Origin of the sequence: Endozoicomonas sp. ALB032, from assembly GCF_049310125.1 — a bacterium.
Lineage (GTDB): Bacteria > Pseudomonadota > Gammaproteobacteria > Pseudomonadales > Endozoicomonadaceae > Endozoicomonas_A.
Genome location: NZ_JBLYNW010000001.1, coordinates 753,807 through 769,540, shown reverse-complemented (window position 1 = coordinate 769,540; position 15,734 = coordinate 753,807). Strand labels below are relative to the sequence as shown.

Annotated in this window: 3 protein-coding genes; all 3 read left to right on the top strand. The window is 49.8% G+C overall.

Going from position 1 to position 15,734, the window contains the following annotated elements; all coding sequences use genetic code 11:
• Window positions 1-36 precede the first annotated feature (36 nt).
• The 3 genes from ACO6VG_RS02145 to ACO6VG_RS02135 all read left to right on the top strand — a co-directional run bounded on the left by ACO6VG_RS02145 (window position 37) and on the right by ACO6VG_RS02135 (window position 15,725).
• Complete coding sequence (locus tag ACO6VG_RS02145; protein WP_422472479.1) at window positions 37-7,524, top strand: AAA family ATPase; 7,488 nt, start codon at window positions 37-39, stop codon at window positions 7,522-7,524.
• A 156-nt stretch (window positions 7,525-7,680) separates the two neighbouring features.
• Window positions 7,681-15,261, top strand: coding sequence for an AAA family ATPase (locus ACO6VG_RS02140; protein WP_422472477.1), 7,581 nt, complete (start codon window positions 7,681-7,683; stop codon window positions 15,259-15,261).
• Between the two features lie 266 nt (window positions 15,262-15,527).
• Entirely contained in the window at window positions 15,528-15,725 is a 198-nt protein-coding gene (locus ACO6VG_RS02135) for a hypothetical protein (protein WP_422472475.1), read from the top strand.
• Window positions 15,726-15,734: the final 9 nt, after the last annotated feature.

Here is a 15,734-nt window from a genome sequence, read left to right as displayed (position 1 = left end):
AATTCAGTTCTTCAGATGGCAGTTGGGAGATTGGCTATGGATGGTCGTATTGGTGAGAAAATTGACAACAACTCTTTTCTTGGTATTGCCGTGTCTGAGAGCGGCGAAAAGAGCGGCGAAAAGAGTGTCGAGCCAGCCAGGAAAGCAGAGCAGGATTTACCGTTAAAGGTTGTAAAGGTCTACCCTGGTATCGCCTCCAAACTCAATAAATCATTACCTCCGACAACCTTTCCTGACAAAGCAAGAATCGTTTCCGCAACAGAGACCTCGCTCCCAAAGGCCCCTCATGCCTTCGATTTCCGTTTTGTCGCCAGTGATGATGAGCTTCGACAGCTTTTAGTCGCCCAGACCAGCGATAAAAATCGGGATATCACCCTTATTTCCCACCCCGATGACCTCTCACAGGCTAATCTGGTGACCCGGTTGAGCATTTCCAAAGAGGGTCACCACAGTCTGCGTTCAGGTAAGCTCTTTGAAAGTTCAAAGCCACTGACCCTGGTCATTGATATCCGAAAACTCACCGGCAATGAACTGCCCAAATTTAACGATCTGCTGGACCCGGATAACCCCTGTCTGTTCGACAAAGTCAACCGGGAGAAACGCCCTCTGGGTGAACATGTTTCTCTGCTGGTCGTGGCAGACCCTGCACAGCTGACATCGGTTGGTAGGCGTGACGACTCGCCTGGCGCTGATTTCTGGCGACGAATTAATCGACCGGACAATACCTGGCAGTTCGACGCACAGACCGGCAATAACTCATCAATGAGCATGGACGAGGTTCCTCCAGTAGTGCCTGAATTCACCCGTGCCAAAAGTACTACGGAAGACGACAACACCGTTTTAATTGACTGCCACCTGCACAGTCACTGGCGACAGTTACTGCTGGGTGGACCCGGGGTGGACAAACAGGGGCGAATCCAGCACATCCCCGGCAAGCTTGAATCATTAAGGGCCGGACAGCGGGTGATTCTGAAAGGAGCCAACTGGGAAGATCTGGCCTTTGAACAGACGATTCGACAAATGCTGGCGCAGAAGCGTTTTGAGAGCAATGACAAGACCTGTCCATTACCCGACAATGTTCAGTTTTATCAGATGCCGGTAGGGAATAACGAGCTTCGTTCACTGTTCCAAAGTCTGTACCCTTCACTTGACAAAGAACAAGCATCACGCAACCCCATCATCATCAACCAGAGTAATATTGCCCAATGGCTGAGTACCATTGCCATTACCCCGGAAGGCTATGCAACCCCTAACACCTGTCTGTTGGAACAGATTCGGGCAGGGGGATCAGTCACCGTAACGTCTCCCCTCACTGAGGCACTCTGGTTTCGCTTGCTGGGTTCACTGCAGGCGATTCGTAAGACCACCGGCCTGGAGCCCCGACTTCAGGTGGCTGATTCAAAACATCAGCCGAAAGTCCTGAGGTTGACAGAAAACGATGAGGTCTCTCTGTCCTGCCCACAGGAAAAAAACAAAGATCAGATCGCGTTCAGCACCCTCACTTATCAGCAATCTGCCCAGGCCAGTTATTGGATCAATAAGCAGCCGGATTCACCTCTGGTCATTCAGGTCAATGAACAGACCCGCTTCAGCCAGCTATTTGATAATATCCATATCACCTCGGAACAAAAGGCTCATTTCGGACATCGCAAGACTGCGTTGCAGGAGGCATTAACCGCTGGCAAGCCGGTCGTATTCAGGGGGCTGGAGAGTAATCCAACGCTGCAGCAGCTTCTGGAACCCCTGATTATTGGGCAACCTCTGTTGGTGAATGGCCAGTTGCAGGCCTATCCACAAGCTCATATCAAATTACTCTGGCCTGAGTCGACGGAAAGCTCATCTTCGATATTTCATTCGACGGTCGCCACAGGTAAGCCCTGTCCTGAGGTCGATCTCTGGGATATCAATGCCCGCAAGTATGATATCGCCCGTACTGAGCTGCCAGAGCATGCGCTTAAACAGCTTTACAAAGCCTTTAAAACTGTACCTGCCCATCTTTGCAGCCCTCTGCCTGAAATGACCGCAGGTTTGCTGAATAACCTGATAATGGCTGCCCGCCGGGCACAGCAGGTTGACCACTCCCTGCAGCTCCTGCCCCGCCACTGGCGCAAGGCCATCAATAGCGTCATCACCCATGGCACCCGACAGCATCCTTCAGTGCGGGATTTTATGAAAGTAGCCTGTTGGCACCTGTTACCGGATAAGACGCCGGACCAGGATCAAGCCGCCTCGGTAGACCCGGATCGGTTAAACGCCATCATCAACAGTGCCCTGCCATTGAATAGAGTGTTTGTGGAACAGAACCTGTGGCCACTGGCCCGAGCCTTTGACCCGGCAGTCTTTAAAGGTATCCAATTACAACTGTCCTATAAAAGTCCATTTCCAGAGCAAGGTGAAAAAGACGTTATGGACAGGCTCTGTGCCATGATCCTGGCCCATGCGCCTGAAAAACAACGGGATGCTATAGCCTATCAGTTGGCAGTCGATCCGGCGGCAACAAAGCCTTGGCAATCCTTAGCTATCGAGCCAGCCAGACAGATTAAACGCTTACAAGATGCACTGGCTTGTGGCTGGCAGTTACCTTTGCACTCAGGGCAAACCCGATCCGATGCCATCCACGGCCTGGCCAGCGATTGTTTTCACAGGGCCAGAACAGCGGGTTCTGAGACAGAAGGCATTGAACGTATAAAAAATCAGCTGTCTGAATCACTGAAATGGCAGGGTTCCGCTGATGAGCCCCTGTCTGCACTGGCCAGGGATCTTTATCATGGCGAGATGAGTCAGGAAGATCGTGAAAGCCGTCGTTTATCCCGGCTCCACGACCGGCTTATGGACTCTCCCGTTATCTTCCTGCAGGGAGAAACCGGCACCGGGAAAAGTTATTTTTCAGCGAAGATGGCCAGGGCTTCGGGACAAGCTTCAGTCATTTCCCTTGGACCTTCCGACAGCGAACAGACCCTGATGAAACGCTGGCAGTGGCATTACCACGCCGATGGCGACCGCTCTATGGCGGAACAAAACCGGGCGCTGATGGAATGGGCCAATACCAAATCCGACAAAGACGGAGAATACGTAACCCTGGTTCTGGATGAGGCTAACCTGGCCGAAGCCGGATTGCTGGCATCACTGAACGGCTTATGGGAACCGCAACCCTGCATCTATGTGAATGGTCATCCTGTCAGGGTCAGCGAAAAACACCGGGTGATTCTCACTGGCAACCCCGATCATTACGCCGGGCGCCAAATGGCCCCGGCCCTGAAAGAGAAACTGCCCAGGGCTTACTACCCACGTCTGGATCAGGCTTTCCTTCGAGACAGAGTAGTGGAACCCGCTTTGCTCAATCAGTTACAACGGCATCAAATAAACGACATTGCACACAGTGCCAGCAAGAGTGTGATGGCACTCTGGCAATATTATCAGGAGCTGTTGCCCGAGCATGAGTTTACCCCCAGGGATTTAACAGACATTTGCAGTTGGGTGGGTTGGTATCTTGATTGTGCTCAGCCAGCAGTTGGCAGTGTTACTCCTGAGCAAATCAACAGTTTGATCCAGCAAAGTTTTCGGGATGTGTTGGGTCCCGAAATCAGCGAGACTCAACAGGATGCACTTGCGGCACTGGAAATATGGTTTGCTGCCCGCTACCACCCGGACAACACCCTGCGCGACAGAGTTCATAACCACACCTTGCCGGATATTCAGCGGGACTTCGAAGCATTCACCAAAGAATTCCGACCTGAGTTTGATACCTCCGGATCGGCAGTCATTGAGCTGGTGCAACGGCTGGGACAGGATTTAAGCCGCTGTCAGCAGGCTTATCATCGCGAGATAAAACACGGCGGTCGTCAGGCAACGCTGATTGAAGGCCCGGCCGGACGGGGTAAAGATGCCACGCTGAACCTGTTGATTGAAAGTGTCAGAAAGCAGGCTAAGCAACGGGGAAAAACCATGCCAGAGGTCTTTCCCCTGAATGCCTGTGATTGTTCCTGGGAGCAACTGTGTGAAGTGATCCAGAAAGCAAAAGTAAAGGGCGGCATCGTAGTTATTTCGGAAATGAACCTGATCGACAGCCAGCATCTGGAAGGTGAGTTAAATGATATTCTGGCCGGAGACGCTCATCCGGGCTTCCACCTGTTTGCCACCATTAACCCGCCTGAGTACAGCGGGCGAAAACCCTTATCACCGGCGCTGAAAGGACGTTTTCGACATTTGCCGATCCGCCAGTATAACTCGGCAGAATTGCAGACCATTGCCGGGAAAGTGTTGCCAGACTCCCCAAAAGGGAAATCCGTCGCCAAACAGCTGACTGAAAAACATTGTCGTTTAAGAGCCTGCCTGCAACGGAAAAACCTGCCGTTACAGCCCACCAGTCGCGATTTACAGGATGTCGCCATGGCTGTCAAAACAGGAGGCTATTTTAGCGAAAAAGCCCTTCATCAATGCTTCAATCAGCACTACCGGCTTTACCTGATGGCCGCCAACCTGTCCCTGGAGGAACTGCCCGAATCATCGACTCTTGCCATGGCTAAAGGAGCACTTGATTCCCGACTTTGTAAATGGTTCAACAAAACGGTACCGAACATTGATCGTCCCTGGTTGATAAGAGCCGGTGACCTCGACAGTATTGATGAAAAAAACCATGAAATTCGTGTTAAGGCTCGTCCGAATAAAGCGGACGTCAAAGCGGAAATCATCAAAAGGATGGCTCAGGCCAGATGGCAGGCATCCGGTCTTTCCCTGAAGCCGGATGAGTCGGACGATTTGCTCATCCAGGCACTGTATCGGCACTGGCAGCAACGCTGGTTTGCGCATAAGTTTTGCGAGATGGGCATGGACGCTAATAGCGTATTTCCACTGACGGAAGAACAGCAACAAACCCTGAAATTAACGGCTTCCCAGCCTTATCTTCAAGAGGCGGATCGGCGGATAGAAGCATGGAACTCCGATGCAGTTCAATTGTGGCCTGCGTTCTGGCATCAGATAAGTAATCTGCTGAGCCATCAGGTTAACGATCATAGTAACGAAGCTTTAGCGGTTGGTGATGATAAGGCTCCTGAAAAATACCGTCCGAAAGTCCGCTCGAAGCTGGCTGAGGCATTGAAATGGAGAAAAAGCCATATAGGCCCGGTCAGCAAAACGCCTTCCAGCAATCGGACTGATCGTCAGGCATTGGGCCAGAAAACGAACAATAAAGGCCCGGTGAGTAGTAATCTTCCTATCAACCAGTTTTATTCCGAGGTATTGGACCGGGGAACGAACTATGAAAATCTGGAGCTGCAACAAGTTAAAGATTTTAAAATTTTTAAGACGGATCACCATCCTTCCAGTATGTATCGCTGTAAGATGCAGGATATTAATGTGACTGCCTGGGGTGACGTCGAACTGAGCAATCTGGTGACTGAACGCATTGAGGGGGTCGATATCCTCATACCGGACCCGTTACCAGAGCATGAACAGCAGGTGACCTTAGCCAGCAATCAAACGCTGGCAAACTGTTCAATGATATTGTTTGATGGTCGTCTAAATCGATTGCCCAGCCTGACGTTTAATGACTATGTCGTTGCCCTGCGTATAACACCCGCTCTGCCATTTATACTGGTCAGGGATCGATATACCGGGCTTCACACAGTCTTTATTTCGAAGGCCAAAGACAATCAGGTTTTTGAATATACTTATGTCGTAGAACACAGAAAACCGGACAGAAAAACACCTCCTGAAGAAGCCCGGCCAGAACGATTAACACAGCTTGACGCCCGGTGTTCAAAAGGTATGAAAACCGTACTGGACAAGCTGTTTAAGACCATTAAAAAACAACCGACCGAAATACAGGTGCCTTTGCAGAAAATAAAAGACGCCAAAGACACAGAGCAACGAATTGAGGCAATCACGGACTATTGCCGACAGTTTTCCGGTAAAGCCAAACCAAAGAGCTATAACAACTTCTTTAAATTTCTGGTAACACGACGTCAGGGGAGCTGCCGTCATCGTACGCCTGTTTTTGTTGCTTTCTGTCGTTATTTCGGGATTCCATCCCGGATAGTGCATAGCAAAATCCACAGCTTTGCTGAATATTCTGTGGATGAAGGCCAAACATGGGTGTCAGTGGATCTCGACGGGGCACCCGTCGAGAAAACAGACATCGAATCTGTCCGCCAGACCACCACAAATGTCATTCATTCCAGCACTGAGTTAAAGAAGCATAAAGCTTTTCTGAAAGATCTCATGAAAGGTTCTGATTGGTCACAACAGCAAACTCTGGCTGAAGCCTGTGGTATGAGCCTTGAGGAACTGAAAAATGCCCTTGAGACAGACAGTGCATTGCCAGAAGCCAAGCTAATTATTTCCAACATAATCGGGAACCTTTGGAAGAAAAAAGATTTAATCAGTTTTTCCCTGGCCGTCTCAATCATCGTGTCGCTGGGGAAAGAAGCAACGGGCGATTACAAGGAGCAACTTGAACCGATAGCGGAGGCAGTGAAAGAATTAATATTTTACCGCAGTGATGAAGAGGCTGTCATTGAACAACTCAAGTTACTCCATCTAAAAATAATTAATCAGGACAACCTGAGCACTCAGGATTGGTTTTATTCAATGGTAGAAATACTGGAAAATATTAACCTGACCAAGCCAACGGTTATTCGTTTTGCCCTTGAAGTCCTGAAATTGGGTTGGCTGGATCCAGTAGTGACCGATGAGGAATATACAAAAGTAGCCGATGAACATCATAGGTTATTGGTGCGTCTGGAAAGCGTCGATGAACTCAAGGCTGAAGCCTCTCATTGTCTGAAAAAGTGGTATAAGCAGTTATACTCCAGGGAAAAAAATAGTCAGTTATGGCGGGAGGCTTATGAAAGCTTCCAACAGAGAGAAGGTGATACCTCGTTCGTCAGTCATTGTTATGATGGTTTTTCATCATCCCTTGAATATGAAATTACCAGTCAATTATTACAGAACGCTTGGACAGACGAGCCAGAGGGCATTCCCAATATAGAACGAATGCTGGCGCAGCAGCCCGCTTTCCCGAGGTTAATTTCGGGCAGCAGTCAGCATCGTCCGTTGATTATCCTGGAGGCACCTGATTGGGAGTACACATGGATTGACATAAAGGCCGAACTCCTGTTTCAAGCTAAATATGGTGACATTTTGAAACCTGAACAGCAGATAGATGTGGAGGATTTAGAAAACAAATGCACGCAGGCGATTCAGCTGGCCTTCTGTCATTATCTGTATAAATTGACACACACAAAAGGCGGCTGCTTAACCTATTGTTGGATCGATGCTTCCATCCAATATTGCGACGAGCTACACTCCTATGGTGCTCATGACCCATCCTCACCAGAAGAACTGTATGCCATGATGTCTGCAATTAAGAACTCTGAATTTTTTTTTCAGGACCCAAAGGAAGACTACCTACGGCAGGCACTGAACGCCGGTAATGCACTGGTGCTCAGTGCCGGTGAGCTGACAAAGATTGCCGAAGAGTTTTTGAAAAGCGTGGATTTGGTTTCACTTTCTTACGCGTTGTGAACCTGATAGTAATCTGGTCATGATGAGTTTTTCGAGATCGGTGATTTCCTTCAATGATCACAGCTGACTGTCAAAAGTGAACTTTCGTATTGTCTAAAGGTCAAACTACCAAACAACTTCAATTCAGTTCTTCAGATGGCAGTTGGGAGATTGGCTATGGATGGTCGTATTGGTGAGAAAATTGACAACAACTCTTTTCTTGGTATTGCCGTGTCTGAGAGCGGCGAAAAGAGCGACGAAAAGAGTGTCGAGCCAGCCAGGAAAGCAGAGCAGGATTTACCGTTAAAGGTTGTAAAGGTCTACCCTGGTATCGCCTCCAAACTCAATAAATCATTACCTTCGACAACCTTTCCAGACAAAGCAAGAATCGTTTCCGCAACAGATTCCTCGCTCCCAAAGACCCCTTATGCCTTTGATTTTCGTTTTGTCGCCAGTGATGATGAGATTCGACAGCTTTTAGTTGCCCAGACCAGCGATAAAAATCGGGATATCACCCTTATTTCCCACCCCGATGACCTCTCACAGGCTAATCTGGTGACCCGGTTGAGCATTTCCAAAGAGGGTCACCACAGTCTGCGTTCAGGTAAGCTCTTTGAAAGTTCAAAGCCACTGACCCTGGTCATTGATATCCGAAAACTCACCGGCAATGAACTGCCCAAATTTAACGATCTGCTGGACCCGGATAACCCCTGTCTGTTCGACAAAGTCAACCGGGAGAAACGCCCTCTGGGTGAACATGTTTCTCTGCTGGTCGTGGCAGACCCTGCACAGCTGACATCGGTTGGTAGGCGTGACGACTCGCCTGGCGCTGATTTCTGGCGACGAATTAATCGACCGGACAATACCTGGCAGTTCGACGCACAGACCGGCAATAACTCATCAATGAGCATCGACGAGGTTCCTCCAGTAGTGCCTGAATTCACCCGTGCCAAAAGTACTACGGAAGACGACAACACCGTTTTAATTGACTGCCACCTGCACAGTCACTGGCGACAGTTACTGCTGGGTGGCCCCGGAGTCGACAAACAGGGGCGAATCCAGCACATCCCCGGCAAGCTTGAATCATTAAGGGCCGGACAGCGGGTGATTCTGAAAGGAGCCAACTGGGAAGATCTGGCCTTTGAACAGACGATTCGACAAATGCTGGCGCAGAAGCGTTTTGAGAGCAATGACAAGACCTGTCCATTACCCGACAATGTTCAGTTTTATCAGATGCCGGTAGGGAATAACGAGCTTCGTTCACTGTTCCAAAGTCTGTACCCTTCACTTGACAAAGAACAAGCATCACGCAACCCCATCATCATCAACCAGAGTAATATTGCCCAATGGCTGAGCCCCATTGCCATTGCCCCGGAAGGCTATGCAGTCCCTAACACCTGTCTGTTGGAACAGGTTCGGGCGGGGGGATCAGTTACCGTAACGTCTCCCCTCACTGAGGCGCTCTGGTTTCGCTTGCTGGGTTCACTGCAGGCGATTCGCGAGACCACCGGCCTGGAGCCCCGACTTCAGGTGACTGATTCAAAACATCAGCCGAAAGTCCTGGGGTTGACAGAAAACGATGAGGTCTCTCTGTCCTGCCCACAGGAAAAAAACAAAGATCAGATCGCCTTCAGTACCCTCACTTATCAGCAATCTGCCCAGGCCAGTTATTGGATCAATAAGCAGCCGGATTCACCTCTGGTCATTCAGGTCAATGAACAGACCCGCTTCAGCCAGCTATTTGATAATATCCATATCACCTCGGAACAAAAGGCTCATTTCGGACATCGCAAGACTGCGTTGCAGGAGGCATTAACCGCTGGCAAGCCGGTCGTATTCCGGGGGCTGGAGAGTAATCCAACGCTGCAGCAGCTTCTGGAACCCCTGATTATTGGGCAACCTCTGTTGCTGAATGGCCAGTTGCAAGACTATCCAAAAGCTCGTGTGACAATACTCTGGCCTGAATCTGTGAAAAGCCCCTCTTCAATATTTCATGCGACGGTCACCACAGGTAAGCCCTGTCCTGAGGTCGATCTCTGGGATATCAATGCCCGCAAGTATGATATCGCCCGTACTGAGCTGCCAGAACAATCACTTCACTCACTTTACAAAGCCTTCGATACCGTACCTGGCTACCTGTGTAAACCCCTGCCGGAAATAACCGCAGAGTTATTGAATAACCTGATACTGGCTGCCCGACGAGCACAGCAGGTTGACCATTCCTCACAGCTTTTACCCCGCCACTGGCGCAAAGCCATCAATAGCGTCATCACCCATGGCACCCGGCAGAATCCGTCCGTGCGTGATTTTATGAAAGTGGCCTGTTGGCACTTGTTACCGGATAAGACAACGGATGAGGATCATACCGCCACGGTAGACCCGAATCAGTTAGCTGCCATCATCAATAGTGCCCCGCGACTGGATAGAAAGTTCGTGAAGCGGAACCTGTGGCCACTGGCCCGGGCCTTTGACCCGGCAGTCTTTAAAGGTATCGAATTACAACTGTCCTATGAAAGTCCGTTTCCAAAGCGGGGGAAAAAAGCCGTTATGGACAGACTCTGTGCCATAGTCGTGATCCATGGCCCTGAAGAACAACGAGATGCTTTAGCGTATCAGTTGAAAGTCGATCTGGCGGCAGCAGAGCTCTATCAATCGTTAGCTATCAGGCCAACAGGACAGATCAGACGTTTGCAAGACGCACTGGCTTCTGGCTGGCATTTACCTCTGTCACCGGGGCAGACCCGATCCGATGCTATTCACGCGCTGGCCAGCGAATGTTTTCACAGGGCCAGAACAGCGAATTCTGAGGCAGAACCCATTGAACATATAAAACACCGACTGTCTGAATCACTGAAATGGCAGGGTTCCGCTGATATGCCTTTGTCAGCACTGGCCCGGGATCTTTATCACGGCGAGATAAGTCAGAAGGATCGTGAAAGTCGTCGATTATCCCGACTCCACGACCGGCTTACAGACTCTCCCGTTATCTTCCTGCAAGGGGAAACCGGCACAGGGAAAAGCTACTTTTCCGCCAGAGTGGCGAAAACTTCAGGACCGACTTCGGTCATTTGCCTTGGGCCTTGTGACAGCGAACAAACCCTGATGAATCGCTGGCAGTGGCTGGAGCACACCGATGGCGACCGCTCTATGGCCCTGCAAAACCGGGCGCTGATGGAATGGGCCAGTACCGAATCCAACAAAGACGGAGAATACATAACCTTGGTTCTCGATGAAGCCAATCTGGCCAAAGCCGGATTACTGGCATCATTGAACGGCTTATGGGAACCGCAACCCTGCATCTATGTGAATGGCCATCCTGTCAAGGTCAGCGAAAAACACCGGGTGATTCTCACCGGCAATCCCGATCATTACTCCGGGCGCCAAATGGACCCGGCCCTGAAAGAGAAACTGCCCAGAGCTTACTACCCACGCCTGGACCAGGCATTCCTTCGGGACAGGGTGGTGGAACCCGCTCTGGTCAGGCATTTACAACGGCATTTGCCGGAGCAGCAAATAAACGACATTGCACACAGGGCCAGCAAGAGTGTGATGGCACTGTGGCAATATTATCAGGAGCTGTTGCCCGGGCATGAGTTTACCCCCAGGGATTTAACCGATATCTGCAGCTGGGTGGGCTGGTATCTGGATCGTGCGTTATCCAGAGGCGACAGTGTTAGCTGTGAGCAAGTGAACAGTTTGATCCAGCAAAGTTTCCGGGATCTGTTGGGTCCCGAAATCAGCGAGACTCAACAGGATGCCCTTTCGGCACTGGAAATCTGGTTTGCTGCCCACTACCACCCGGACAACACCCTGCGCGATAAAGTTCATAACCACACCCTGCCAGATATACAGCGGGACTTCGAAGCATTCACCAAAGAATTCCGACCTGAGTTTGACACCTCCGGTTCGGCAGTCATTGAGCTGGTGCAACGGCTGGGACAGGATTTAAGCCGCTGTCAGCAGGCTTATCATCACAAGATAAAACACGGCGGTCGTCAGGCAACGCTGATTGAAGGCCCGGCTGGGCGCGGTAAGGATGCCACGCTGAACCTGCTGATCAAAAGTGTTAAACAGCAAGCTCAAGAACGGGGAGAAACCATGCCAGAGGTCTTTCCCCTGAATGCCTGTGATTGTTCCTGGGAGCAACTGTGTGAAGCGATCCAGAAAGCAAAAGTCGATGGCGGCATCGTAATCATTTCAGAAATGAATCTGATGGACAGCCAGCACCTGGAAGGGGAGTTAAACGATATTCTGGCCGGAGACGCCCATCCGGGCTTCCACCTGTTTGCCACCATTAACCCGCCTGAGTACAGCGGGCGAAAACCCTTATCACCGGCACTGAAAGGACGTTTTCGACATGTGCCGATCCGGCAGTACAGCTCGACCGAATTGCAGACCATTGCCGGGAAAGTCTTGCCAGAGAACGAGCAGGGAAAAACCGTGGCTAGACGGTTGACTGAAAAACATTGTCGTTTAAGGGCTTACCTGCAACGGAAAAACCTGCCATTGCAGCCCACCAGCCTCGATTTACAGAATGTTGCCAGGGCTATCAACAGAGGGGGCAATTTTACCGAAAAAGCCGTTCATCAATGTCTTACTCAGCACTACCGGCTTTATCTGATAGCCGCCAACCTATCGCTGAAGGAACTGCCCGAGTCAACGGCTCTTGCCATGAGCAAAGGAGCAATTCATTCCGGGCTTTGCCAATGGTTCAACCAGGTGGTACCTGGTATTAGTCGTCCATGGTTGATAAGAAGCAGTGATCGCAACAGTGTTGATGAAAAAAAACATGAAATTCATATCGACACTGATCTGATTGAAGAGGAAGCCAAAACGGAAATAATCAGGATGGTGGCTAAGGCAAGGTGGCAGGCATCCGGTCTTTCCCTGAACCCCAATAAGTCGGACGATATTCTCACCCGGGCGCTTTACCGACACTGGCAACAATGCTGGTTTGATCGTGTGTTTGGCCAGATGGGTGTGGAAGCCAGTAGCGTATTTTCCCCGACCGAAGAAGAGATACACACGCTGAAAATATCAATTAACCAGCCTTATCTTCAGGAGGCTGATTTGCGGATAAGGGGGTGGAAAGCCGAGGACGTTCGGTGTTGGCCTGAGTTCTGGCATCAGATCAGGGATCTGCTGAACCATTTTGTTGGCGATTATATTAACAAAACCTCAGTGGTTGCTGGTGATAAGGCTTCCGGGCAATCCCTGCCACAAGTCCACGAGAAACAGGCACCGGCATTGGCTCAGAGAAAGAACCATAAGCCAGAGTCGGCCAGGGCATTGGACTGGGAAACAGATTATGAAAACCATGAGAAGCGACACTTTCACGATTATAGAGTTTTTGATAACCAGAACTTTCCTTCCTGGAATTACCGCTGGTTGGCAAGGGATATTTATATCTCTCCCGAAGGCAATATCGAACGGACCATTATTAATTATCAACACGTACAGGGGGTCGAAGTTCTCATACCTGCCCGATTGCCACAGGATGACCAGGAAGTAACATTAGCTAGCGATCAAACACTGGCGACCTTGGTGGTGACACCAAACAATGGTCTGTATGCTTTACCCAGCCTCACGGTCAACGACTATATCGTAGCCCTGCGCATGGAATCCAGGTTGTCCTTTGTTCTGCTCAGGGATCGCTATACCGGTCTTCATACAGTGTCTGTTCCAGAGTGCAGAGCCAATCAGAGTATTAAATTTGCCTATGTCGTAGAGTCCAGAAAAGCGAGCAAAAAAAAACCTGCTGAAGAAGCCCAACCAGCACAGTCAAAACGTTCTGACGCTCGCTGTTCAAAAGGTATGAAAACAGTACTGGAGGAAGTGCTCACGAACATTAAAGAACAACCACACGAAGTGCAGGAGCCATTGCAGAGAATAAAAAGTGCTATAGACACGACGCAACGCATTGAAGCAATCAGGGACTATTGCCGAGGGTTCACCGGTGTTGCCATACCAGCAGAGCACAATAAAAATTTCTTTCACTTTCTCGTCACACAGCGACAAGGGCGCTGTCGTCATCGTGCGCCTGTTTTTATGGCTTTTTGTCGTTATTTTGGCATTCCATGTCGAACAATATCTAATCTTCTCCACACCTTTGCGGAGTATTCCCCGGATCAAGGCCAAACCTGGGAGTCAGTGGACTTGGGCGGGGCGCCTGCCGATACAACAAAACACACATCTGCATTCCAGCTCACCCGTCGGCTCAGAGGTTCTGGCACTGAGTTGAAGAAGAGCAGGGACCTCCTTAAGAATGTCCTGAAAGACGCTGATTTAGCACAACTACAAACTCTGGCCAAAGCCTATGGTATAAGCCTCGAGGAACTGAACAAAACCCTTGAGACAGACCATGCCTTGCCAAAAAAAAATCTGAGTACTTTCGAAATAGTAAAGAACCTCTGGGAGGAAAAAGAGTTAACCGGTTTTGCCATGGGCGTCTCAATCTTGCAGTCGCTGGAGACAGAAGTATTGAGCGAGGACGATAAGGCATTGGTCGGTAAAGTGATTGGAGGTGGAAACCCCCCCTATAAACCAATGTCGGAGGCACTCAAACCAATATTGTCCAACAGTGATGAAGATCAGGTCACTGAACTACTCAAGTCACTCCATTCAAAAATGATCGACCAGGCCGGAACAAGCCCTGACCAGTGGTTGTGCTCAATAGTGGACGTATTGGCAAACAGTGATTTGACCCGTCCTTCAGTTATTCACTTTGCCCGTGAAGCCCTGGAATCGGGTTGGCTGGATCCAGTGCCGACCTATGGCAAATATGTTATGACGACCGTTGAACATCATAAATTATTGATGCGTCTGGAAGCTGTCGATGAACTGAACATTAAAGCCGCTCATTGCTTGAAAAAGTGGTATGAGGAAGTGATGTCCGGGGAAAAAAATAACCAGCAATGGCAATCGGCTTATGAAACCTTCCAGGAGGGAAAAGAGAATGCCTTCTTCATCACTGATCCTCATAACGGGCATTCGCCATTCCTTAAAAATATAATGGCCAGTCCATCCGTCGAGATTGCCTGGACGGACAAACCCGAGGGCGTTCCGAATATAGAACGACTGCTGTTGCACAACCCTGCCTTTGTGCAGTTAAACTCGGGCAAAGGCAACTACCGTCCGGTGATTATCCTGGGGAACATCTCACTGAACAGCAAAGTGATTAATGAAAAGGCCGAAGCCCTACTTCAACGGAAACTTGAGAACAACCCGTACTTGAGGCAGATATTGGAAAAAATCAATCAATATGAAGCAATGGATCGACGATGCTTTAATGCTCTGAAAGCAACGGATAGTCAGAAAGAAAGGCTTGATATCATCAGCAAGTACCAATCCACCCTGAAGTCCCTTGAGGTACCATCCAGGGACAAAGTCCTGGTGTTTGACTTAAAAAACCAATGCCGGAAAGCAATTCAACAGGCCTTCATTTATTACTTGTATGAAATGACACATTCGAAAGGGGGGGGCTTAACCTATTGTTGGGCCGATGCTTTCATCCTGGCGGAAGACGATGATGGCCACTGTGGTGCTCATGCTCCATCCTCACCAGAAGAACTGTATGCCATGATGTCTTTAATCAAGAGCTCTGACTGGTCGCAGGAAGCTATTAGGGATGACCACTTGCGGCAAACACATAACGTCAGTAACGCCCTGATTCTCAAAACCAATGAACTGACAAAAATTGTCGAAGAGTTTTTAAACAGCCTGAATTTGAGTTCGCTTTGTGATGCTTTGGATACCTGATAACCGTTTGGTCATGTTGAGTGCTTCACTCCCGACACTCCCGGCTTCATTCTCGTCATTCCCGCGAAGGAGGCTGTCGCAAAAGGGTATGGTCAGCAGGATATATCAAGATCGTCGTTCCCGCGCAGGCGGGAACCCACCACGAACAGTGGATCTCCGCCTTCGCGGAGATGACGGTTTGAAGCTTGAAGCGTTTTAATTGACCTTTTGCGACACCCGCGAAGGCGGGAATCCACAGTGACTCACCACCAGAACCATACTGCCCGGTGCCCCCCTGGCCTTGTCATCCCCAAGAAGACAGAGATCCACCGTTGGCGCTGGATTCCCGCCTTCGCGGGAATGACGACCTCAGAGCATGGGAATCAGAGTTTTGCGACACCCTCCTTCGCGGGAATGACGACTTCCTTCGCGAACATCAGGCTGGACAACCCTACAGAGGGGCAACAGTTAAAATGGAACTTTAATCTCATCCT

Bases quoted from the DNA above. Each gene is read 5' to 3' on its own strand.
- ACO6VG_RS02145 (WP_422472479.1), top strand. From the start codon at position 37: ATGGATGGTCGTATTGGTGAGAAAATTGACAACAACTCTTTTCTTGGT.
- ACO6VG_RS02140 (WP_422472477.1), top strand. From the start codon at position 7,681: ATGGATGGTCGTATTGGTGAGAAAATTGACAACAACTCTTTTCTTGGT.